Consider the following 24,228-nt stretch of genomic DNA (forward strand, 5'->3'; position numbering starts at 1 on the left):
ATAAAAAGGGCACTGACTTTGGTGCCCTATTCGCTTGTATCGCTATGTTGTTAGCTTAACGTCAATGCCACTATTTTAAGCGGATGATTATTATCGAACGAGGGGAAATCTTCATGGGGATCGAGCCAAGTGTGCGCAGTAACTGTACGGCCTTGTTTTTCAACACAGCGCACTAAACTGTCGAACCATGCTTGGCGCTCTACCTTAGCCACATTATTGCAACAGACAATAGTCCCTCCTGATATAGTTGCCAGTAATGCAGGCTTAAACAGGCCTTGATAGTCATTGACGAGATCCACAATCCCAAAGGCACTCTTGGCATAACGCGGGGGATCAAGGAACACTAGATCAAACTGAGTTTGCACCAATTTGGGATAGCTAGGTAATTTTTGATTTCGGCGCCCACCGACACTCAAGCCTGCTAATTGGCGCAGTGCCGGAAACGCATCGCTCTGCACAAACTCGCACACATTCGATACCTGATTTAACGCCGCATTCGCTTTTCCCGTGGCTAAGGCAAAGGAAGAAAAGTCGACATTCATCACCCGAGTCGCGCCGCCAATAGCTGCCGCCGTACCAATACCGCAGGTGTAAGAAAACAAATTCAGCACGGTTTTATCTTGGCTGTGTGCCCGCACATATTCACGGCCAATACGCATATCGAGGAATAACAGTGGATCTTGCCCTTCGTGGCGCAGTTTAGTGCTGAACTTAATGCCATTTTCCTGCATCACCCGCTCAGCACTCGCAATTTCTGCCATTGCGGGTGATAAGATGTTCAATACGCGGGAATGGCCTAATGAACGGTCATTATACACAATCGGCAAATCGGCCTGTTGCAACAAAACAGTGCCGACATCGGTCAACTCTTCGTCGGTTAAGGTCTGATGAAAACTCTGCACTAGCCAAGTATCGCCGTAACGATCGACATTTAAGCCACTTATGCCTTCGACAGTGCCATGGAACACCCGAAAGCAATCGGTTTGATCCTGTTCAGCTTGTTGTAAAAAATCATGGCGTTTCGCCAGAGCCGTCGATAACAGCATTTGAATAGACATAAAAAGCGGGACTCGCGCAGTGGAAACCTGCGTAAGGTTTCAAGAGGGAAAACGGCATAATAGCAAACTAGGTCGCACAATATCGGAGAAATTCACCAAGCCAGTGCGAAATAATCGGCTTTGGCTCGATCTCACAATGTCGCGGTGACCTTAGCATCGAACTCTAAATAGCATTATTGGATATCGCGTTAGATACTACTCATGGTGATCAGTTTGGGATAATCATTACATGAACCTTAGCACTCGGGTTTCTGCTAGGTTAAGTATGCGATTAACTTAAGCCGTTTTCCGAATGCTCTCCCATTCTTAGTGCATTTCAAACTAACTTATGTCAGCCGTTTGCTATTCAGTTCGCTGAATCCTTGAAGTATAAGGCTAAAGCAAGCCGTAGAGTCTTCCTGTGGTAACAGATGCCCATATCGCTGATCCTCTAAAAATACCGTATCCGGTGCTAGCTTTTGCCACTGTGACTGGCAGTCGCAAACGCTAACAAAGTATGGCGAAAATAACTCTTTTGAGACAAAAATCCGACAGTTCCTTACGGCTTAAGCATTTACACGTCATCAAAGATCAAATCACTTCAATTAATGACTCTAATCCAGGCGCTGTCTTCGTTGGTACAAACTCGATCACCTCAAACTCGGCAACATCAGCAATGCTAAATGGGTCTTGGTGCAAAATAGCCTCCAACACCGTTCGAGATTCAGCCTTCGCTAAGATAACACCGCCAGTACGTGGCACCTTGCGGCCCGAGGCGACGAAAGTCCCTGCGGCAAAATGCTCATCAAGATAGGCAATATGGGCGGCTAAATGTAACTCTACTTCCGCAATAGGCTTTTTATAAGTAAGCAAGACAACGAACATAGGTATCCTTTAAATAACTGAAAAAACTAACATAATAGAACAAGTAAAACCGCTTAACGCTTATGTTTTGAGTAATCCTGTGGCGTACAACCAAATTGCATTTTAAAAGCCGCACTGAAACTGCTAACGCTTAGATAACCTAGATTATGCGCTACCCTCGTCGTGCTTTCTCCTTGGGTTAATCGCTCAAGAGAATTTAATAAGCGAAATCTTTGTCGCCATTGCCGATAAGTGAGGCCCGTTTCTGCTTTAAAGAGTCGCTCAACGGTTCGCACACTTGCCCCCCCTATTTCGGCCAGTTCTGTCAGTGAGTAATTAACTTTAGGTTGACGAATAATTGTTTGGATAAGACGACTAAGCCTTGGATCTTTTCCTGCGGGTAAATGAGCATCAACACTATCGAGTGTAGCTAGCTCGTCGATAGCCGCTAAACCAAGCCTAAGTAAGCGCCCTGCCTCCATTGATTCCGCTTCACACAATCTGAGGATAATTTCCCGCATCAGTGGCGTCATGGTCACCATGACCACTTGCTTATTATGTTCTCTGACACTATAGCTTGGGTCAATGTAAAGATTGCGAGTATGAGCATAGGTTTCACTACTGACTTGATGGGACAAATTGCAAGGGATCCAGACCGCATGGGTTGATGGAACCACCCATACTGCACTTTCACTACGAACCCGTAAAATTCCTTTTACAGCCCAAAGTAACTGTCCCCTTGGGTGTGCATGGGGTTCAATACCCGCTTCGGCATCCAAATTACGAGCATGGGTGAGTACAGGTCTATGGGGATCGATGATAAATGCGGCATTACTGGGTGCTAATAATGTCGCTTTAGGAACAATGTCTGACATATAGCCATCTTAAAACGTCAAGGTAAGTACGCTATCTTAAGATCCCTCTTCTAAGTAGGCAACCCGTCAGGTCTTTGAGTATGAAAAGTGTCAATAGCGTAAAAAAAATAGCCTTTACTAGTGCATTATTCATCGCCATCTTGTTGGCCGTTTTTCCTCTAAGTGAGTATCCGACGATATTTTCCTATAGTGCTGGCGTAGTATTAGTGACACTGATGTTTTGGAGCACAGGCTTCTTTCCCCCTTTTATGGCAGGTCTGATCTTTTTTGCTCTCGCGACCATTTTTAACCTTATCGAACCAAGTCTGCTTTTTTCTGGGTTTGGTTCGACTGCGGTGTGGTTAATCATTTCTGGTTTTGTGATAGGCAGTGCCATTTCAGAATCAGGGTTAAGCCGCAGAATGGCCTCACTACTTTCACCCATGCTCACTAGCCGTTATCTCTACTTGATTGCAGGCCTTGTCCTGAGTGCAGTACTACTTGGTTTTGTTATGCCATCATCCGTCGGCCGTGCGGTTGTGCTTGTGCCAATTGGCATGGCTTTAGCCGAGCAAGTTGGGTTTGAGCGAGGCAGTAATGGACGTATGGGTATTGCAACGGCCTTAGCACTGTCTTGTAATATGCCAAGTTTTGCAGTGTTACCATCTAATATTCCGAATATGATCTTGGCAGGTTCCAGTGAACGCCTCTTTAACATCAATTTTGGTTATACTGAGTATCTCTTGCTGCATTTTCCAATCTTAGGTTTGCTCAAGTCGATTTTAATAATTACGTTGGTGGTGTATTTCTTTCCTGCACATATTGATAAAAAGTGGCGTAGTAAAGAGAAAGAAAATGAAACTTATGATCTAGCCATGCAAAGGAAAGTCGCGGTAGTACTGTGCATCACCCTACTGTTTTGGGTAACAGACACACTACATGGTATTAATCCTGCTTGGGTTGGACTTGCAACGGCAATCATTCTGTTATTGCCCAAATGGGGCGTATTAGAACCTAAGCGTTTTAATAGCGCTGTCGATTTTGCTACCGTTATTTTTGTTGCTGCAGCATTAGGACTTGGCACATTGGTCAATCACTCTGGGCTTGGAACTGCACTAGGACAAGTGTTTAGTGAATGGCTACCCTTACAACAGGGTGAATCGTTCCTGAATTTTATGTCCTTATCATTAATCTCTACACTAACGGGTTTAGTTGCCACGGTTCCGGGTGTACCCACTGTACTATCTCCTATGGCAGCGGACTTTGCCGATGCGACTGGTTTCTCTATTCCTGCGGTATTAATGACCCAAGTGCTCGGTTTCTCAACGGTGATTTTTCCTTATCAAGTTGCTCCCTTAATTCTAGCCATGCAACTCTCTCAGGAACCATTAGCAAAATTACTCAAAATCACCTTACCTTTAGCAATAATAACGATAGTCGTACTGATGCCAATGGACTATCTATGGTGGTTGTGGCTCGGTTGGATAGCCTAGGGCGTGCCACTTGATTGATTTATTGATTAACACAAACGCCAGCATTTATGCTGGCGTTTTCAATAACAAACGAAATAGACAAAGTAAACGCTACGGCGTTATCCCTCTTAAAACATATTTAAAATGTCTCTTGATCACTAAGATCTTCAAAATACCAATAACCAAGATTCACCCACTCTGTAAGCTGTGCGAGACCGTCGGCATTATCTAACCAAGGCAGTAAAGCCGTTTTATCTAGTTGACTCATATCACAAAGCAGTGGGATTATCCCTGCCAGTTCCACAGGCAATTGATATCGTTCACCATTAATAAATATTGTTCCTTGCTCAACACTGACATCAAAATACAAACAACGTAAACCGCCAAGGCGAATAAGCGGTTGTTCATCGAGCCAAGCGAGCACTTCATCTTGGGTGATATCCAACGGCTCATCGGGTAAGTCCAAGGCACATTTGGATTGGGTGAGATAGCGGCCCGAGAATTCACTCACCAGTTTATCGTTTAACATACTCGTAAGCTGGCTACGTAAACGCGCTAAATCGTTATTATCCACGCAACCACTACGATGTGAAACTTGGCGCTCAGGATCGGCTATCTGCTGTGCACCTAGATCATGTTCGGATAAGTGATCGGCTAAGGCGCTGAACATATCTTTTGCCGAAGCTGTACGGTAACCCACTGAGAAACTAAGTGATTCTTCAAGAGTAATCCCATCATGTGGAAATCCAGGAGGAATATAGAGGATATCGCCAGGCAGTAATTCAGTATCGATAATAGGTTCAAACGCTTCAGTGTGCAGCAGCGCAGGATGGGCTGCAAATTCACGGTGTGGACCGCGATCGCCCACTCGCCAGCGGCGACGACCAGAACCTTGGCAAATAAACACATCGTAAAGATCAATATGTGGACCAACACCTCCACCAGGTGTCGCGTAGCTCACCATCACATCATCAAAGCGCCAACGAGGAATAAAATCAAAACATTGGATTAACGCTTCAGCATCGGGCACCCAGTTATTCAATGCTTGCACAATCAAAGTCCAGTCTCGCTCGCCTAACTTTTCATAGGAGTCAAAGGGACCAAATTCGGCATGCCACTGCCCAGCCTGCTGATAAACACGCCGCGATTCCACTAGCTCATCCATCGCTAAGCCAGCCAATTCTTCTGGGGAGACTAAGTCTTGGAACTGTTTAAATCCTTGGCGGATGACTAACGGTTTTTTCTGCCAGTATTGGGCTAAAAATTCAGCGGGGGTTAAACCATTTATCTCAAGTTGCATGGGATGCTCACGGGGCAAACTGTTATACATAAACGGCAATGTTAACAGGAAGACAATATGAGAAAACTCGATGGGATCAACAAAGCATTAAGTCGTATACCCATGAATAAAAATAAACTCATCGTCTTCGCTCAGCGGTAACAGACCAAGCTGTGCTAGCTGTATTTTTAGCTCAGTCAGGGAAGATGCATTGGCATCAGGCAACCCCGTAGGAAACAGTGTTTTGGCGATCCTAATCGCATAAATAGATTTGTAGCTAATGCGCCGCTGCACAAACAGACAATCTGCAGTCTTAATATCCGATAACACTTGATTTGAGGCTTCATAATCGAGGGGAAAATCCGCTTCACCTACTAGCTGTAATTGCAGATACACACCATGGGAAGCTAATAGCGTGATGTATTCACGCCATTTCGTATTATTCATTATAGGATTCATAGCGTTAACTTAAGTGCTTGCCAAATATAGTCGGTAAGTTTTTTTTGGAGTGTTTCATTCGAAATATCACCGTTTGATAAGATCTTAATATGGCGCCGAAACTTCCCCTTTCCTTCAAGTAAGCTGTAGGCATCCTGAAAACTTGCACCAGCACTAAATTCCAATGACACATGTTGTTGATAAGCAAAAATACCACAAAAGGGCTTTGTCGTGCTAAAGAGGATCCCACCGTACTTGATCTCCTCCGTCACTGGGATAGCGGCCTGTTGTGCCACGGCGAAAATCAACAGCCTTAGATCTCGTGCAACTTCAGCCAATGATGGGCTGAGCAAACGAATATCCGCTATGTGCTGCGTAATTGGCGATACATCATCCATAACGAAAACTCCATTGATTACATGATTAACCTTAAGGTTATCGTATTGAGATCCAGGATAAAACAGCCTTGATAGATAAGGGCATAAAAAAGGCCAAGTGTGGAGTGCACTTGGCCTTTGGCTGGAGATAAGATGTTAACGAGATTAGAACCCTTCAACCCCCTTCATGTCGGGGAGATGGTGGGCTATTCCCTTATGGCAATCAATACAGGTTTTTTCACCACTGGCCAGTGATGTAGAGTGCATCTGCGCCGCTCTTGGTGATTGTCTCGTAAAGTCCATATAGGTGAAGTTATGGCAGTTTCGACACTCTAAAGAGTCGTTTGCCTTTAAACGCTCCCATTCATGCTCTGCCAGTTCGCGACGTTTATCCTCAAACTTTTCACGCGTATTAATGGTCCCAAACACTTTGCCCCATACTTCTTTAGATGCCTGCATTTTACGGGCGATTTTATCCGTCCAATTATGTGGCACATGGCAATCAGGGCAAGTTGCCCGTACACCACTTCGGTTAGTGAAATGGATAGTCGACTGCAACTCTTGGTAGACGTTATTTTCCATCTCATGGCAACCGATACAAAACGCTTCTTGGTTCGTTGCTTCCAGCGCAGTGTTAAAACCACCCCAGAAGATCACACCCGCCACAAACCCACCCAAAGACAAAAAGCCTAGACTGTAATGGACACTCGGACGATTGAGTACTTGCCAGATCTTTTTCAATTTATCTAACATACTAACTCCTAGTGTTTTTTCTGCTCAATATTGGCTTTAATCAGATGTTCCATATCTACAAAGTCATTTTCGACCAGTAACTTAGCATCTAACTGCGGCACATGGCATTGAGTACAGAAATAGCGACGCGGAGAAAGCTCGGCTAAAAAGTTATTATCCCTATCCATATAGTGCGTCACGCTAACCATAGGAGCTTGTGACTCCCCAGTACGACTTCTGGCATGGCATGCCATACACTTATTAGCTTTAATATCAACCTGATAACCATCTATTTTGTGCGGTATAACCGGAGGCTGCATCGGATAATTACGCACTTCTTTCACATCGGTATTACGCACCTTTTGCATCGCAGGTGGTGTAGGTTCAACATTGATAGGTGCTAAACGCAGCGTATCAATTTTATCTTCAGGAATACTGGTTGCAGACACGTTGACCATGAACAATGAACCGAATGCAAGCAATCCTAACACTCTGACTAATTTGAATGTTTTCATTCTGTACTCCTTATACCTTAACGATCTTCACCGCACATTTTTTAAAGTCAGTTTGTTTTGACAGAGGATCTGTCGCATCTAAGGTGACTTTATTAATGAGCTGGCTAGCATCAAACCAAGGTACAAACACAAGGCCTACTGGCGGTTTGTTACGACCTCGAGTTTCGACTCGTGTTTTAATTTCACCTCTACGTGATACGACTTTCACTTCATCGCCGCGGCGAAGACCACGTTTTTTGGCATCATCTGGGTGCATAAAACACACTGCATCGGGGAACGCGCGGTAAAGCTCAGGCACACGCTGCGTCATGGACCCTGAATGCCAATGCTCGAGAACACGGCCTGTCGATAACCAAATGTCGTATTCTTCATCTGGCGACTCTGCTGGTGGCTCATAGGGCAGTGCAAAAATTACGGCACGCCCATCGGGATGACCATAAAACTCAAAGCCTTTACCCGCTTTCACATAGGGGTCACTTCCCTCACGGAAGCGCCATTTGGTTTCTTTACCATCGACCACTGGCCAACGTAAACCATGGGCTTCATGGTAAGCTTCGAAGGGGGCTAAATCGTGACCATGACCGCGGCCAAAGGTCGCGTATTCTTCAAATAATCCTTTTTGGACATAAAAACCAAAATGTTTTGCTTCGTTGTTCAAAAACTTAGGATCGGTATCTGTTAGAGGGAACTTGTCGACGTTGCCATTTTGGTACAACACTTCAAACAAGGTTTTCCCTTTGAAAGAGGGATTTGCGGCCAGCACTTCCTGTGACCACACTTCATCGGTGGTAAAGCGCTTAGCAAATTCCATCAGTTGCCATAGATCCGAATGGGATTCACCGGGTGCTTGTACCATTTGATGCCAGAACTGAGTACGGCGTTCGGCATTACCATAGGCGCCCTCTTTTTCGACCCACATCGCAGTTGGCAAAATCAAATCAGCAGCTTGGGTAGTAACCGTTGGGTAAGCATCGGAGACCACAATAAAGTTGGCAGGATTACGATACCCAGGTAAACCTTCCTCATTGATATTGGGGGCTGCCTGCATATTGTTATTGACTTGCACCCAGTAACAGTTCAAATCGCCATCTTTTAAACGGCGGTTTTGTTCAACTGCATGGTAACCCGGCTTGGGTGGAATAATGCCGCTTGGGATTTTCCAAATTTCTTCAGCATGTTTTCTGTGTTCAGGGTTAGTGACCACCATATCGGCAGGTAGGCGATGGGAGAAAGTACCCACTTCACGGGCAGTACCACAGGCTGAAGGTTGCCCAGTTAATGAAAACGGACTATTTCCTGGGGTAGATATTTTTCCGGTCAATAAATGAATGTTATAGATAAGGTTATTACACCACACACCGCGAGTATGTTGGTTAAACCCCATGGTCCAGAACGACGTTACTTTCGTATTAGGATCAGCATACAATTTTGCCAACGCCACTAATTTATCTTCTGAAACACCAGATAATTTACTGACTTTTTCAACCGTATATTCGGCAACAAAGGCTTTGAAGGCCTCAAAATCAATGGGGGTAGAATCACTTGCTGTTTTGACATTTTTTGCTTTTTGTTCAAGTGGATGGGTTGGACGTAAGCCATATCCAATGTCCGTTGTGCCCTCACGGAAATTGACATGTTTTTTAACAAAGTCCCAATTCACTTTATCGTTTTGAATAATATAGTTAGCGATAAAATTTAGAATGGCTAAGTCAGTTTGTGGGGTAAAAACTATCGGTAAATCGGCCAGATCGAAGGAGCGATGTTCGAAGGTTGACAGCACAGCCACTTTGACATGATTTGCACTCAAGCGGCGATCGGTGACGCGGCTCCACAGAATAGGATGCATTTCAGCCATATTTGAGCCCCATAGCACAAAGGCATCGGCAGCTTCCATATCGTCATAGCATCCCATAGGTTCATCGATACCAAAGGTACGCATAAAACCGACCACGGCTGACGCCATACAGTGACGAGCATTAGGATCGATATTATTTGAACCAAAACCCGCCTTCATTAATTTAACGGCGGCATAACCTTCCCAAATCGTCCATTGGCCAGAGCCAAACATCCCAACGGCCGTTGGCCCTTTTGCTTTAAGGGTTTCTTTCCATTTTTGCGCCATGATATCGAAGGCGCTATCCCAACTAATGGGCGTAAATTCACCATGCTTATCGTATTTACCATCAGTCATCCGCAGCATAGGCGTGGTTAAACGGTCACTGCCATACATAATTTTTGAAAGGAAATAGCCTTTAATACAGTTAAGGCCTCGGTTCACTTCACTATTGGCATCACCGTGGGTTGCTACCACTTTGCCATCGCGCGTTGCCACAATAACGGAGCAACCTGTACCGCAAAAACGGCACGGGGCTTTATTCCACTCTAATTTTGTTTGTTCTGAGCTGGTAATTAAGTTGCTGGCACCCGCGGGCAAGGCCAGGCCTGCTGCACCAGCGGCTGCAATGACGGCATTGGCTTTAATAAAGTCACGTCTATTCATGTTCATTCTTCACCTTCTTTGAGCACTTCACTCTGGTGGTAAACCATAGTGGCGGATAACACGCCAGGAATGGCATTAATTGCTTCTATGCTGTCCATCAAGGCACGTTGAGAGTCACCTTCAAGCACAACAATCAATTTCACATCGTTGTTAACGGAAAGTTCGGCATTTTCTATTGTCAGAATATGTTGTCTGACGTCAGCCATTTTCTGTGGTAATACTTGCACCACTAAACTGGTGATATGAAGTTCTTTACTCATGCGACATTTCACTCTTAACTTATTGTTATTATTAGCTGTTAATTTAGCCAGCACCCGGTGGGCCCGTTAAAATCTGGCTAAACCAAATCGCAAAGCCAAGGCCACTGACCAATACCACTGTCAATAACGGGGCGAGAAATACGGTTAAAAAGATAAAGATCTTCAGTTCTAAGGATTTTTCTTCTGCGGTGTTAGCACTCATGCGTCCTCCAAGAGGGTTATTCCTTCACGCTAACGAATGGTAAAGCTCGTCAATGGCAGGAATTTATATGTATCTGTTGCATCTTTTTTCTACAGGAGGATCATACCTTTATGCTGTTAACAAAATGTATACCTCCAAATCGGTAAAGCCCTTGATGCTTGATCCAGATCATTAATTTGACGATAGATTTAGTTAGATCATGCTTTTTAATCCATTTAGCGAATTACCAGCAAATCTGTTAAGTGCATTTACCTATTAAGATGAGGGGCGAGATGACTAAAAAAGAGGAAAAACACACTCAAAGTGTTGGGTATTCAATGGGCGTAACCATTAAGGAGTAGCCAAACAAGTCAATTGGTAACTATTTGATTTTAAATAATTTACATGGAATTTTGTGACAGCATTAAACAGATATGCAGATTAATGTGCAATATCAACTAATGCTTAATGGGATTTAAGATAAAAAACCGAGCAAAGTGGCAAACTTGGCTCGGTTTAATGTCTTTATTCTTTGAATTTGCGGTTAACCCTGTTGAATATGATTCAAAATCCGTTTTTCAGAGATGGGATAGGCAGTACCTAACACCTGCGCAAAACAGGACACTCGATATTCCTCAATCATCCATCTCGCCTCGATTAATGTCTGTGGCGTTGGCACAGATCGCGGCACCTTAGCTAACTGCGCCGCTAAGATCTCTTGTACTTTGTTGATACTTTGCATATGCAAACGGTCGCGGGTCGGATCGACGGGTAATTTATCGATACGTATCTCAATGGCTTTTAAATACCGCGCCACATCGCCTAGACGGCTCCAACCACAAGCTTCGACAAATCCCTTAAAGACTAACTTGTCTAATTGGCTTTGAATATCACTCATAGCAAAAGCAATATCTAGGCTAATTTTGCCCTTAAGGCGCTTTTTAATGCCCTGATATAGGGTCAAAATCTGCTCAACCTTCAAGGCGATTTGTTCGGCAGTAGGATTAAGTTCTTGGCGGACCCAGTCTTTTGCCTGCTCAAATTGCAGTTGATCACGCACATCGAGGGCCTTTTCATCCAACAACTGCTGTACTGCAGCGGCAATAATATCGTCAATCAAGATTTGCACTTGGCCAAATGGATTGAAATACATGGCTAATTTGGCCTTATTGGGCAAGGCTTGCTGCAAATGTTTCACTGGCGATGGAATATTAAGCAGCAGTAAACGCCGTAAGCCCTGACGGTGTGCATCTTGAGCCTCTAATTCATCATCGAATAATTTGATTGCAACACTGTCTTTATTATCGATGAGCGCTGGAAATGCCCGTACCTGATAGTTACCTTTCTGCTGTTGATACTGTTTGGGTAACTCACCAAATGACCACTCTGTCAGCGCTTCTTTTTCTATGCCTTTATCTGCAACTTGACGAATGGCCTTAGCGACTACGCCTTGCAGCTCTGCTTTTAAGGTATCGAGCATTCGCCCCTCGGCAATGAGCTTATGTTTATCGTCTTCGATTTTAAAATTCATTTGTAAATGCAGTGGGATCTGCGTTAAATCAAAATCTTCGGGATTCACACGTGTACCACTCATACGCAATAACTGCTTGCACATGGCCTCAAGCAAACTGGCACTAAAGGGCACCATAGCCTGCACACAAGCCCGGGCATAATCAGGTGCCGGCACAAAATTACGCCGCAAACTCTTAGGTAAGGATTTAATCAACGCAATACATTTTTCTTCTCTGAGCCCCGCCACCAACCAGTCAAAATCCATCTCATCGATTTGATTGAGTAACGCCACGGGAATGTGCACAGACACCCCATCATCCGCGGCACTGGGCTCAAAGTGATAACTGAGTTTGAGGCGTAAATTGCCTTTGTGCCAAGTATCAGGGAAATCCAATGCCGAGATATGATCCGCACTGCGTTGCATCAACAGGGCTTTGTTAAAATCGAGTAAATCTGGCTGCTCGCGTTTAGCCTTTTTCCACCAGCCAAAAAATAGCTGAGCATTGTAAATGCCCTGTGGAATGCGCGGCTCATAAAAATCCATCAAGACTTGCTCGTCGACTAAAATATCGCGACGGCGGGATTTATGCTCTAAGGATTCGATATCTTCGAGCAGTTTTTGATTTGCGACAAAAAATGCTTCTTGGGTTTGGAGTTGCCCTTCTGCCAAAGCGCTGCGGATAAAAATATCCCGCGCTTCAATAGGATCGATGGGGCCGTACTGTACCTTGCGACGGTGCACAACCGTCAAACCATAGAGTACTTGATTCTCAAGAGCAATAACGCTGCCGGGTTTTGCTTCAAAATGCGGCTCTACATAGCTTTTCTTAATCAAATGTGCGGCTAAGGGCTCAAGCCATTCTGGCTCAATTTTGGCGCAGCAACGGGCAAATAGGCGCGAGGTTTCGGTAAGCTCAGCCGCCATAATCCATTTAGGGCCTTTTTTGGCCAGTGGTGAACCAGGGAATACAAAAAACTTGCGATTACGCGCACCTAAGTACTCGTTATTATTATCTTTAAAACCCACATGGCTCAATAAGCCCGACAAGAGCGCACGGTGCAAGGTATCGTAAGTGGCTGGCGTATCGTTTAAACGCCACTTTAAATCGTGCACGGCTTGCTTAAGCTGAGTATATAAATCCTGCCATTCACGCACTCGCAGGTAGGCTAAGTATTCATCACGGCATTTTTTGCGGAACTGACTGGCAGAGAGTTCTTTTTGTTGATCTTTTAAGTGCTGCCATAGGTTTATCCAACTGACAAAATCAGAATGTGGATCGGCAAAACGGCGATGGGCTTCATCGCTCGCTTGCTTCTTATCCATAGGCCGCTCGCGGGGATCTTGAATCGATAAACCGGCCGCAATCACTAACACTTCGTTTAAGCAGCCCAGTTGATGACTTTCAACCACCATTCTTGCTAAGCGCGGATCGACCGGGATCTGTGCAAGTTGTCGTCCGAGTGGTGTTAACACTAATTTACCATGTTGATGCTTAACGGCTTGTAATTCCTCAAGCAATAAAAAACCATCTCGGATATGACGTGGATCCGGTGGCTCAATAAAGGGAAACGCCCCAATATCACCAAGACCAATCGCGAGCATCTGCAAAATCACCGAGGCTAAGTTAGTGCGCAAAATTTCAGGATCGGTAAACGCCGGACGATTATTAAAATCTGCCTCATCGTATAAACGAATACAAATCCCCGGCCCCACTCGGCCACAACGTCCTTGACGTTGATTAGCACTCGCCTGTGAAATAGGTTCAATCGGCAGGCGCTGCACCTTGGTACGATAGCTATAACGGCTGATACGCGCCGTACCAGGATCAATCACATAACGAATGCCGGGTACAGTCAATGAAGTTTCCGCCACATTGGTGGCGAGCACAATCCGCCTGCCTCGGTGGCTATGAAACACTTTGGATTGTTCGCCATAGGATAGGCGAGCGTAAAGTGGCAAAATCTCTGTATCACGGTAATTACGACGGCTTAATTGCTCCGCGGTGTCGCGTATTTCCCGCTCGCCGTTCATAAAAATCAGTATATCGCCAAGTCCTTCGGCGACGAGTTCATCGACCGCCGCAAAAATGCCTTCGATCTGATCCAGATCGGCATCCGTATCTTGAACAAGCGGGCGATAACGGGTTTCGACAGGAAACGTTCGACCCGATACCTCAATAATAGGTGCATTGTTAAAGTGTTTAGAGAACCGCTCAACGTCAATGGTCGCCGATGTAATGATGACTTTTAAATCTGGACGCTTTTTCAGAATTTGCTTGAGATAACCTAAGATAAAATCGATATTGAGGCTACGTTCGTGGGCTTCATCAATGATGATAGTATCGTATTGATCTAAATAGCGATCCGAGGTTAACTCCGCCAGTAAAATACCGTCGGTCATTAATTTGATATAAGACTCACTTTTTAAAGCATCGGCAAAACGCACCTTAAAGCCCACCACTTCACCCAGTGGACTCTGTAACTCTTCGGCAACTCGGCTAGCGACACTGCGCGCAGCTAAACGACGCGGCTGTGTGTGACCTATCATGCCACGGCAACCTAAGCCTAATTCCAGACAGATTTTAGGTAACTGAGTCGTTTTACCTGAACCCGTCTCACCCGCAATAATCACCACCTGATTACCCGCTATGGCTCGGGCAATCTCATCGCGCATTAACGATACAGGAAGATTTTCTGGGTAAGTAATTTTTGGACGGGCGTTACGGCGTTGCACAACCTTTTCAAAGGCTGTCTGAGCTTGCTCAGTAAGCTGTGCTAATTGGTGCGTCTTCTTATCGGAATCCGCTTCTTTATTCAGTTTAAATAAGCGACGTCGGATCCGCGACGCGTCGCTCTGATAGCAAAGATTGAGGAAAGCGTTCGAGAGCGGATGTTTATCAGAGTTCAAAACCAAATTCCATTGCTAGCATCAAAAACCGCGATCCTAGCAAGGAATGTGGTGCATTGGTATTGCTAATTTGCTGAAACTGAAACCGATGTAGTACAAATCAGGCCGGTGCCAAGTAACATTGCTGCATATAGACGTTCATTGCCTTTAACACATTTGTACGATTGATAGTGCCTATCACTTTACCCTGATCTACTACAGGGTAAGTTTTAGGTTTAGCTCCCAACATCTGCTCTGCAAGCTGTAAGATGCTGTCATCTGGCCCGACAAACAAAACCTCAGTACGCATGCAATCCTTTACAACGGATGTCATATCACAATGGTAAGTGCTCTTAAGCATCACGGCGAGGCAGTCTTGTTGAGATAAAAAACCCACCAGATTGCCATTATCATCGACCACTGCGGCGCCCATTTTATGATTTTCTAATAGTTTTTCGACAGCAGTAGCAAGCGACATATCAGCACGGAGTAACACGGGTTGACGGTCCATATGATCGCGGATTTTTATTGAGTCCATAGTATTCCCCTTAATTAGCCTTACGCTTAGAGTCTAGTCAAAATCTTACTAGATGTAATGGATTCATCTCGATTGACCGTTTACCACTGTGTGGCTAGGTGCATTTCCCGTGGATGATCAGGTTATTGATCTTGCCAAATCATCACTTGTGCAGGCTCACCATTACTGCGAGTCGCGCGGTACATTCCTTCCGTATTAAAAGGCGTTGCGATATTGCCTCGATGATCCACAGCAATCACACCACCAGTTCCACCTGCAGTGATTAAACGTTGATTAATCACTTCATCTGCCGCTTGAATAATCGACTTTTGTTGATATTTTACTTTGGCGCAAATGTCACCTGCGACTAAGTAGCGAATAAAATATTCGCCATGGCCCGTTGCTGAAACCGCGCATACTCCATTTTCAGCATAGGTGCCCGCACCAATTACGGGTGAGTCACCAATACGACCAAACCGTTTTGCTGTCATGCCCCCCGTCGATGTGCCTGCCGCTAGATTGCCTTGTTTATCTAGGGCTACCGCGCCGACGGTACCAAATTTATAATCGAGATCTTTCATCTCAATGCCTGCAATTTGCGCTGATTTTTCGGCGGCCTGTAGCTTTTGTTTAGCATCAAGCAACTGTTGATAACGCTCCTCAGTATCAAAATAGCTGTTTTGCACTAATGTAAACCCTTGGGTGAGAGCAAACTCCTCTGCCCCCGCCCCCGATAACATCACGTGCTCGGACTTATTCATCACGGCTAACGCTAAATCGATGGGATTAGCAATATGACGAACCCCTGCAACCGCGCCAGCATTCATGGTTTTGCCATCCATAATAGAAGCATCTAGTTCGTGGCCACCATCAAAGGTATAAACAGAACCCACACCCGCATTAAACAAAGGGCTATTTTCTAATACATTGATTGCTGTTTGTACGGCAAGCAGGCTATCTCCGCCTTGCTCTAATACTTTAGAACCTTTATCGACAGCTTCCTTTAACTTATCCTTATATGCTTGACGTTGTTCAGGAGTGAGATTGGCCTTAGAAATCGTGCCCGCTCCGCCATGGATAGCGATTGCGAACGGTTTATCATTAGCGTTGGTGTTATGCGACATAAAAAGTACACTCGAGATAATTAAACTAAAGGTGGCTAATTTTATTTTCATTATTTACATCCCCTTAAACAGTAGCGTCCTTTGTAACCATTTCAATGACTAATTTCAATCATCTCCTTGCCTGTTGCTTTCATTCTGGCGACAATAAAGGCACATCACATGGAGCATAAAGTGCAGCGATTCTTGCAAATCACCTCATTATCTTTTCGTCTTTATTTGCTTGTTGGCCTGAGTCTAGTGGCATCAGTAGCGACTGCCGACAATTTTTTGAAATTATCTGTCTCTGGTGTTGATGAAGCACTGCAACGTAATATCCTGGCGCATTTAGGCTCTTTACCTGACTCAGATGTCCAACGCCGAGCCTTTTTATTTAATGTCGAGGACAATGTCACTACAGCCTTAGAATCCATGGGGTATTACCATGGAAAAATTGAAGAAAAGCTGATTGAAAACGAAAAAGGCCCATGGGAACTAAAACTGACAGTGTCAGCGGGAGAACCCACTAAGATTCAGTGGGTAGATATCAATTTTTCAGGTGAAATGCTTAATGATCGCGCTTTCGATCAATGGTTATCTCAAGTCAATATCAAACCCGGCGATACCTTAAATCACGGTCATTACTCTGAATTAAAGTCCCAACTTGTTGCCCTCGCCCTCGCCAGAGGATATTTTGATGGCGAGTTCACACAATCACAAATTAAGATCAATCGCGATATTAATACCGCTCAAATCAGCCTACATTTCAATTCAGGCCAGCGCTATCGTTTTGGACAAGTGAGTTTTGATGGGCATACGTTAGAACCGGATATTTTAACTAATCTCATTCCCTTTAAAGAAAATGCCTCCTATTCGACTCGTCGGGTCAGTTCCCTCAATCGCCAATTACTGGACACGGGCTACTTCGCCAATATAAAAGTAATCCCACAAATTGATTTAGTTGAGGATAACCATATCCCTGTTAAGGTTGAGTTAACGCCTAAGGCAAGCCATTCAATTGAACTGGGTCTGGGGGGAGATATAGGCCAGAGTGCAGATAATACTTTTGACCCAAGGGTTCGAGTCACTTGGCGTACTCCACAGATTAACAAGTATGGTCATTCCCAAGAAACCAGTTTGGAATGGTCACCCGATCGTCCTAAGTTTTTAACCACCTACACCATTCCGCTCACACATCCCTTGGATGATCAACTTAAAATCCGCTTAGGATTATTGCGTGACAAATATGGTGTTACCCAAATTTATGAGCCAGAGAATCGAGATTTTCGCAATACAGGCCAACTTGAATCAACGAAATATTTACTTGGATTGCTTCGTCAACAACGGCTTGATAATCAATGGCTAATGAGCTACTCACTCGATGCTATTCGTGAAGAATATAATCAATCAGACACTGATTATTTTCCCACTTTCTATCTCGCTGGAATTAACTTTTCTAAAACAACCCGAGGAGATAACTCTCTCGATCCTAAATCGGGTTTTAGGCAAATCTATAGTCTCGACTATGCCGATCCTTATTTAGGTTCTGAGACTCGTTTAGCACGACTACAAGCCAAATTTAAATGGATTGATACCTTCTTTGATAACCACAGAGTCGTTGCACGTATCGATTTAGCGGCGAACATTGCCAATGAAAATGAACTGGCTTTTATTCCGCCCTCACTTCGTTACTTTGCAGGTGGCGATCAAACCGTACGCGGCTACGGGTATCAAGAACTCGGCCCTTATTTAGATTATATCGATACTGATGGTAGTACGAATCGTGAAGTTATTGGTGGGCGTTATTTAATGGTCGGCAGTTTAGAATACCAATATTACCTCACGCCCACTTGGCGGCTCGGCACCTTTATCGATGCGGGAAACGCCTTTGATAATAATCAGTTTGAACCTGTTGTTTCTGTCGGTGGTGGTATTCACTGGATATCTCCTATTGGCCCAATAAAATTAGATTTAGGAATAGGCTTGAAAGAAACTGATACCATTGAAAGGTCATGGCGGATCCACTTAACCATGGGGACTGAGCTATGAGCCACTCTAAGGTTAATGATAAAACCAACGAGCAAGTTGATGTGGCATCAATTGATTCAACAGGATCCGCTCAATCTGTTCCTGTTTCGGGATTACAACGTATTTGGCGTGCATTTAAGCTCGTTACGCGCATTATTGTCTATGTACCATTAACCGTTTTAGTGCTTATCGCACTATTAATTGGCACTGAGATGGGCTCAAGGCTCAGCATTGGACTAGCCAATCAATTCGTTCCCGATCTTGAACTCACGTACACTTCTGGCGCGATTAATAAAGAGCTCAACTTAGCTCACGCAGTTTGGGCTATGGATGGCATTAAAGTACAACTTGAAGCGTTGCACCTTGCTTGGCAACCTACTTGTTTACTGCAAAAACAATTATGTATAACTGCACTTACCGCAGCTAAGGTTGAGGTGCAAATTGACACAGAGCAGCTTGTATCTGATCCCGCCGACGCCTCTTCCGAAATAGCAGGTATTGATGATGCAGAGTCACAATTAACACTTCCCTTTGGGATTATTCTCGATACCGCCCAGCTGATGGCAGTGAACGTACAACTAGATGGAATGCACTTTGCTGCCAATAGTATTGAGACTAAAGCCACTTGGCTTACTAAAGGACTCACAATAAAGCAGCTCAGTAGCGAGGGGCTGTCAATATTAATTCCACTTGATGACAGTTCCAATACTACAACAAATACAGCAGCATCAAACGCTTCACCCAATGCATCAATAGATTCAGTCGAGTGGGCGCTAGCCCAATTACCCCCAGTGTTTATGCCTTTCCCTGTGATGGTAGAACAACTGAACTTAGAAAACACCACCCTTGAAATCGGTGATCGTAAAGACGTCTTTCGTCATGCTGCGCTACAGGGAAGTTTCCAGCAATATCAACTGACCTTAACGCACCTTCTGCTTGAGCATACCTATGGTCAAGCAGAAGTGGCCGGAACGCTTAATCTTGAGAATGACTACCCGCTTTCCCTTGATATTAATGTCACACTCCACCAAGTCGCAGAGTTACCCGAGCTTAGCGGACAGGAGCTCACCTTAAAACTCAGGGATAGCCTAGGCCAACTGCGTGTTAATGCGCATGCAAAGGGCGATGCAGACTTTATCCTCGATGGGCAAATTGAACTCAAAGATCCAACACTGCCCTATAAGGCTAAACTGGAACAAGCACGCCTACAGTGGCCATTACAAAGCGCTGAGTATTTTGTCAGCAACCTGAGCATAGATACCCAAGGTAGCCTTAATAAGCAGAATGCGAAGATACAAGGACAACTCATCACGCCGTTTAATAAAGTGCTTTCTATTGATACAGTGCTTCAGCATCAGGATTCAAAACTGACTATTGATAAGCTCAATGCCAGTGGTGATATAGGTACTGTCGCGCTAGAGGGTGAACTTAATTATCAAAAAGCCATCAGTTGGAAAGCTACGGTACAACTGGATGCCATACAGCTTGAGGAGTTAACCCTTCCACAGACAGAGTCCGCCGACGCCATTCATTTGCCAAATAGCCTAATAAGCGGAAAACTGCACACCACAGGCAAACTCGATAATAACCGCTGGCAGGTCGCACTAACAGAGACGACACTCGAAGGTACACTTCAGGGCTACCCATTTGATATTAAAGGTGATATTAGCCTAAATGATGCACTTTATGTCAGTTCTAAAGGGCTCAATGCCAACGCGCTCGGTGCAAGCCTAGCGCTCAAGGGCGAAGCCAATGCCAACTGGGATTTACAGGGTGAATTACAAGTACCCGATTTGGGGCTTTGGTTACCTAAAGCCAGTGGTCAATTGCAGGCGAATATACATGTGGCTGGTGATGCTAAACATCCACAATTAGAAGTCACTGCACAATTGGTCGATCTTCTCTATCAAAATATCAAATTACAGGAATCCACCCTTAAAGCTTATTACAAACCGTTAGAGCAACATGAATTTGCCGTTTCGCTTAAATCTAAAGCGCTGCACTTAGGCGAGCAAGTGCTCGACACTATAACCCTAGGCAGTAAAGGGGATATTAACACTCAAAAGTTAACCCTAAATGTCAGCGGTGATTTAGGGTTAGATCTCAGTCTAGCCAGTCAATTTGACGAGAAGAAATCACGCCTGCAAGCCCAGATTAATCGACTCAATCTTTTAACACCGCTTGGACTGTGGCAATTGGATAAGGATGTTAGTATCGGTTGGGACCAAAACAAAAGTCAGGGTAATATCACTCCCTTCTGCCTCGTTAATCCCAATAGTCGGTTATGTTTAAATAACCAAACTGTGCTTGGACAAACTGGCGATGCCCAAATCAGTTACTCCGGAAATCCTGGCAAACTACTCGCTCCCATATTGCCTGGCAATATGAACTGGGATGGTAATGCAGCATTATTTGCTAATTTCGCCTGGGTAAAAGGTCGCAAGCCCACTGCCGATCTGACGCTAAATTTTGCACCTGGCAGTATTCTGTTGAAACGAGCTAAAAACCGTGAAGTCACCATTAATTACCAACAATTGGCTTTAAACACCACTCTAGATGCTAAACGCCTTGTTTCATCATTGAGTTTTGAATCTGAAGGAGTGGCAAGCTGGCAGAGTGAAATAACAGTGAATGTCACGCCAGATCGCACTCTGTCTGGTTATGCCACGATTAAAGAGATCAATCTACAGCCATTAGGTGAGTTTTTTCCTCAGTTAAATACTATCGAAGGCCAACTGACCAGTAAATTAAACTTTGCCGGCACACTTCAAGATCCTGAGGTGTCAGGAAATATGTCACTCACTGAAGGTGCCCTAGCCCTTACCGCAAACCCAACTCTCATCAATAAAATCGATATGTCGATGAATCTTGGCGGGCAGCAAGCCGAACTGAAAGGCCGCTGGATGATGGGGAATGGCCTAGGTCGAGTATCTGGTAATCTACGTTGGCCACAAGGACTATTTAGCGGAGAATTGGCTATAGAAGGCGATAAACTTGCCGTGATCCAGCCTCCCCTAGCCATTCTCGATATATCACCTGATCTCACCTTAAGTTTCAGTAGTGAACAACTAGAGGTCAAAGGTACCGTCAATGTTCCTTCCGGAAATATTAAAATCGTTCAACTTGCCGAAGGCGGTGTTGCACTATCCGAGGACGTCGTTTTTAATGATTCAATTGCCGCAGCTCAACCTAAATCCAGTCCTTATGCCATAGTTGCAGATCTTAATATTAACGTAGGCAATGATCTTAGAGTGGATGGTATGGGACTTAAAGGCAAGCTGCAGGGAACACTTAAACTACAACAACAAGCATTTCGCCCCCCGCTCTTATTTGGTGACATAAAAGTGCGACAAGGAAGTTATAAATTTATGGGACAAACACTGAATATCCGCACAGGAGAAGTACAGTTCGTTGGCCCAACCTCAGTGCCAAATCTCAATATTGAGGCTATTCGAGAGATCAAAAGCGAAGACTTAATCGCTGGAGTCCGCGTAACAGGCACGCCCGCCAGACCGGTAGTAACACTCTTTTCCAATCCAGCAAAAGAGCAAGCAGAGATCCTGTCATACATTATTAAAGGCAGTGGTTTTAACAGCACCAATAACGAACAAAATAACTCCTTAATGATGGGAGCTGCCTTAGGGTTAAGTTCACAGGTAGGTGGTGGAGCAATCAATAATATCGGTAATACTGCCACAGGATTGATTGAAGAATTTGGTTTTTCAAACGTCCAACTCGATACGAATGATGAAGGACGAGTAGCAATAAGCGGTTATATTGGCGAGAAACTCATGGTGAAATATGGCGTTGGTGTCTTTAACCCTGGCTATGAAATGACCGTTAGATATTATCTGCTATCGCAATTATATCTTGAAACCGTATCAGGTACCCTCGGGCAATCCCTTGACATCTATTACAACTTTAATATTAAGTAATTCTGGTCAGCTTTAAATCTGTATAAGACATAACTACATCGCTCTCGATTACAGATAGGAACAGAGTACTCACCACGAATGCAGAAACCAGCCACAAAAAAAGCGCCACAGAGGCGCTTTTTTGCTTCAGTTACGACAATTAAGCGTAAACGAAGTCAACATGTTCGATGATTGGCTTGAACACGTGGCGTTGCATAGCTTGTGCACGAACACCCACTTCTTTACCGTCTAAAACGATAGTTACTACAGAAGTGTAGAAGTCTTCGTTAGCTTGGATGTTAATAATGTCTTTGTGTTCAAAAACAATAGAAACAGGCTCTTTGCCTTGGCCATAAATAACAGCAGGAACTTTACCAGCATGGCGTAGGCGGCGGCTCGAACCTTTCCCTATTTCAGTGCGGGTTTGTGCTTGGATAGTGTAAGACATGTGTTTCTCACTTAAATTTTAGAGTAAAAGTTGCCATCATTTTCGACCAATGATGGCGCATATAAAGCGCGCGCATACTAACACAGTAGGCCACTGCCGACAAGAACAGCATTCTCAAACAAGAAATAAAGCGTGGTTGTGAATAACAAAGATAATTTACTGAATTGGGAAACTTGTATCTTAGCTGTTACACGGGAGAAAAGGTCTTGATCTCAAACCAAAAACACGAGATCTAGATCACATTTGCACCTAAACAAGCCTGCTAAGCTCGGGCAAATTTTGATAACTGATGTGCTTTAGCATGCGTCACGCGCTGTATTTATTACAACAAGAAAATCGACTTTCATGCCAACTCGCCCGTGAACTCGTGTCTCTTATCGAAACCGTTCCTTATCAGCAAACGACTCTCGAATTAAAACTGCTAGAGTTACTAGCCTGTACTCAACAAAAAAATCACAGCTTAATTCAATTAATGCAAACAAGAGGATCTACTGAAGTTGAATCTCAAAGACAACGACAATTCCAATTTTCACAGCGTTTAAGTCAACTAATAAGTGATTGGCAACAACATCGAGAAATGAATAAGCTTGATCAACAATTTATGCCACTTCTAAGGTATTATTTGTGCGAATCACAATCTTTAGAACATGCATTTTACGACAAGATCATTCAACAAATTAGCCAAGCTACCAACGCCTCACCGGACCACAGTCAACGTGCACAAAACCAGACTTAGGATAGTAACCCACACCACCTAATTTCAATGAAAGTGCTGCATCTCTCAGTGTTTTCAAGTTCACACTAGGAATAGCAATATCCATCGCCATGCCCTGCATGTGGTAACTTTTCTTTGCCACTCCACCACTGTTATTTGCGAGCATACCGTTAGTCTTTGGTGATCGGTAACCTGAAATCACGTGGATTTCATCATCCACATTCAGTGTCGTTTTTAATGAATAGAGTAAATCAAATAGGCGTTTATCCATGGGAGCCGCAATATTCTGACGATGGTCCCGCAATAACTGGCTAAAATCAGCTAACACTTCACTTTGGTAATGTCCATCAACCCAATAGCTACCATCGTTACGCTCCCCCGTATGCCTATTATAAAGGCTTAACTCGCGGATCCCTTTGGTCGAACGACTCGCAGCGGCTTTAGACGGGAGTAATGAATACAATGCCACACCACCTAAGCCTAACAACAACTGCCGACGGGCAGGACAAATCAAAGTCACATGATCACCATTTGTTCGATTTTTGCACACTAGAGAGGCAAACTATACTGAATTAACGCTGGGATCAAGTATCAAACT

General features: G+C 44.3%; 20 protein-coding genes. 4 read left to right on the forward strand and 16 right to left on the reverse strand.

Going from position 1 to position 24,228, the window contains the following annotated elements:
- Positions 1-50 precede the first annotated feature (50 nt).
- The 3 genes from SPUTW3181_RS10870 to SPUTW3181_RS10880 form a co-directional block, all read right to left on the reverse strand.
- Positions 51-1,058 (reverse strand): class I SAM-dependent rRNA methyltransferase, encoded by a 1,008-nt coding sequence (locus SPUTW3181_RS10870; protein WP_011789395.1) that lies wholly within the window; start codon positions 1,056-1,058, stop codon positions 51-53.
- 570 nt (positions 1,059-1,628) lie between these two features.
- Positions 1,629-1,922 (reverse strand): YciI family protein, encoded by a 294-nt coding sequence (locus SPUTW3181_RS10875; protein WP_011789396.1) that lies wholly within the window; start codon positions 1,920-1,922, stop codon positions 1,629-1,631.
- 53 nt (positions 1,923-1,975) lie between these two features.
- Positions 1,976-2,776: an AraC family transcriptional regulator gene (locus SPUTW3181_RS10880; protein ID WP_011789397.1), complete on the reverse strand. Its 801-nt coding sequence runs from the start codon at positions 2,774-2,776 to the stop codon at positions 1,976-1,978.
- An 80-nt stretch (positions 2,777-2,856) separates the two neighbouring features.
- Here SPUTW3181_RS10880 and SPUTW3181_RS10885 point away from each other — a divergent pair, with 80 nt between their 5' ends.
- Entirely contained in the window at positions 2,857-4,248 is a 1,392-nt protein-coding gene (locus SPUTW3181_RS10885) for an SLC13 family permease (protein WP_011789398.1), read from the forward strand.
- 118 nt (positions 4,249-4,366) lie between these two features.
- On the opposite strand, the gene SPUTW3181_RS10890 is transcribed toward SPUTW3181_RS10885, so the two are convergent.
- The 11 genes from SPUTW3181_RS10890 to SPUTW3181_RS10940 form a co-directional block, all read right to left on the reverse strand.
- Positions 4,367-5,527 (reverse strand): cupin domain-containing protein, encoded by a 1,161-nt coding sequence (locus SPUTW3181_RS10890; protein WP_011789399.1) that lies wholly within the window; start codon positions 5,525-5,527, stop codon positions 4,367-4,369.
- A gap of 87 nt (positions 5,528-5,614) precedes the next feature.
- Entirely contained in the window at positions 5,615-5,953 is a 339-nt protein-coding gene (locus SPUTW3181_RS10895; RefSeq protein ID WP_227498113.1) for a hypothetical protein, read from the reverse strand.
- Positions 5,954-5,961: 8 nt separating this feature from the next.
- Positions 5,962-6,342, reverse strand: a complete 381-nt coding sequence (locus SPUTW3181_RS10900; RefSeq protein ID WP_011789401.1) for a DUF1801 domain-containing protein — start codon at positions 6,340-6,342, stop codon at positions 5,962-5,964.
- A 144-nt stretch (positions 6,343-6,486) separates the two neighbouring features.
- Positions 6,487-7,074: a cytochrome c3 family protein gene (locus SPUTW3181_RS10905; RefSeq protein ID WP_011789402.1), complete on the reverse strand. Its 588-nt coding sequence runs from the start codon at positions 7,072-7,074 to the stop codon at positions 6,487-6,489.
- Between the two features lie 8 nt (positions 7,075-7,082).
- Positions 7,083-7,568 carry a nitrate reductase cytochrome c-type subunit gene (locus SPUTW3181_RS10910; RefSeq protein ID WP_011789403.1) on the reverse strand — a complete coding sequence of 162 codons (486 nt, stop codon included), beginning with the start codon at positions 7,566-7,568 and terminating at the stop codon, positions 7,083-7,085.
- Positions 7,569-7,578: 10 nt separating this feature from the next.
- Positions 7,579-10,068 (reverse strand): nitrate reductase catalytic subunit NapA, encoded by a 2,490-nt coding sequence (napA, locus tag SPUTW3181_RS10915; RefSeq protein ID WP_011789404.1) that lies wholly within the window; start codon positions 10,066-10,068, stop codon positions 7,579-7,581.
- A 2-nt stretch (positions 10,069-10,070) separates the two neighbouring features.
- A complete protein-coding gene (locus SPUTW3181_RS10920; RefSeq protein WP_011789405.1) occupies positions 10,071-10,328 on the reverse strand; it encodes a chaperone NapD in 258 nt (85 codons plus the stop codon).
- Between the two features lie 43 nt (positions 10,329-10,371).
- Positions 10,372-10,530, reverse strand: a complete 159-nt coding sequence (locus SPUTW3181_RS10925; RefSeq protein WP_011789406.1) for a periplasmic nitrate reductase, NapE protein — start codon at positions 10,528-10,530, stop codon at positions 10,372-10,374.
- Between the two features lie 523 nt (positions 10,531-11,053).
- Positions 11,054-14,929 (reverse strand): ATP-dependent RNA helicase HrpA, encoded by a 3,876-nt coding sequence (hrpA, locus tag SPUTW3181_RS10930; protein WP_413540236.1) that lies wholly within the window; start codon positions 14,927-14,929, stop codon positions 11,054-11,056.
- 100 nt (positions 14,930-15,029) lie between these two features.
- Entirely contained in the window at positions 15,030-15,446 is a 417-nt protein-coding gene (locus tag SPUTW3181_RS10935; RefSeq protein WP_011789408.1) for a CBS domain-containing protein, read from the reverse strand.
- A gap of 122 nt (positions 15,447-15,568) precedes the next feature.
- A complete protein-coding gene (locus SPUTW3181_RS10940; RefSeq protein WP_011789409.1) occupies positions 15,569-16,600 on the reverse strand; it encodes an isoaspartyl peptidase/L-asparaginase family protein in 1,032 nt (343 codons plus the stop codon).
- A 108-nt stretch (positions 16,601-16,708) separates the two neighbouring features.
- Here SPUTW3181_RS10940 and SPUTW3181_RS10945 point away from each other — a divergent pair, with 108 nt between their 5' ends.
- Both SPUTW3181_RS10945 and SPUTW3181_RS10950 read left to right on the forward strand, forming a co-directional pair.
- Positions 16,709-18,574, forward strand: a complete 1,866-nt coding sequence (locus tag SPUTW3181_RS10945) for an autotransporter assembly complex protein TamA (protein ID WP_011789410.1) — start codon at positions 16,709-16,711, stop codon at positions 18,572-18,574.
- Positions 18,571-22,488, forward strand: coding sequence for a translocation/assembly module TamB domain-containing protein (locus SPUTW3181_RS10950; RefSeq protein ID WP_011789411.1), 3,918 nt, complete (start codon positions 18,571-18,573; stop codon positions 22,486-22,488). Before SPUTW3181_RS10945 ends, SPUTW3181_RS10950 begins: the two co-directional genes overlap by 4 nt.
- A 139-nt stretch (positions 22,489-22,627) precedes the next feature.
- Here the strand turns inward: SPUTW3181_RS10950 and rplY are convergent, their stop codons facing one another.
- Positions 22,628-22,915 carry a 50S ribosomal protein L25 gene (rplY, locus tag SPUTW3181_RS10955; protein WP_011789412.1) on the reverse strand — a complete coding sequence of 96 codons (288 nt, stop codon included), beginning with the start codon at positions 22,913-22,915 and terminating at the stop codon, positions 22,628-22,630.
- A 301-nt stretch (positions 22,916-23,216) separates the two neighbouring features.
- Between rplY and SPUTW3181_RS10960 the strand changes: the two genes are divergently transcribed.
- Positions 23,217-23,651: a hypothetical protein gene (locus SPUTW3181_RS10960; protein WP_014610625.1), complete on the forward strand. Its 435-nt coding sequence runs from the start codon at positions 23,217-23,219 to the stop codon at positions 23,649-23,651.
- Here the strand turns inward: SPUTW3181_RS10960 and SPUTW3181_RS10965 are convergent.
- A complete protein-coding gene (locus tag SPUTW3181_RS10965; protein ID WP_011789414.1) occupies positions 23,602-24,150 on the reverse strand; it encodes a DUF882 domain-containing protein in 549 nt (182 codons plus the stop codon). The genes SPUTW3181_RS10960 and SPUTW3181_RS10965 overlap by 50 nt on opposite strands.
- Positions 24,151-24,228 lie beyond the last annotated feature (78 nt).

This window comes from Shewanella sp. W3-18-1, assembly GCF_000015185.1.
In the GTDB taxonomy this organism is placed as follows: domain Bacteria; phylum Pseudomonadota; class Gammaproteobacteria; order Enterobacterales; family Shewanellaceae; genus Shewanella; species Shewanella putrefaciens.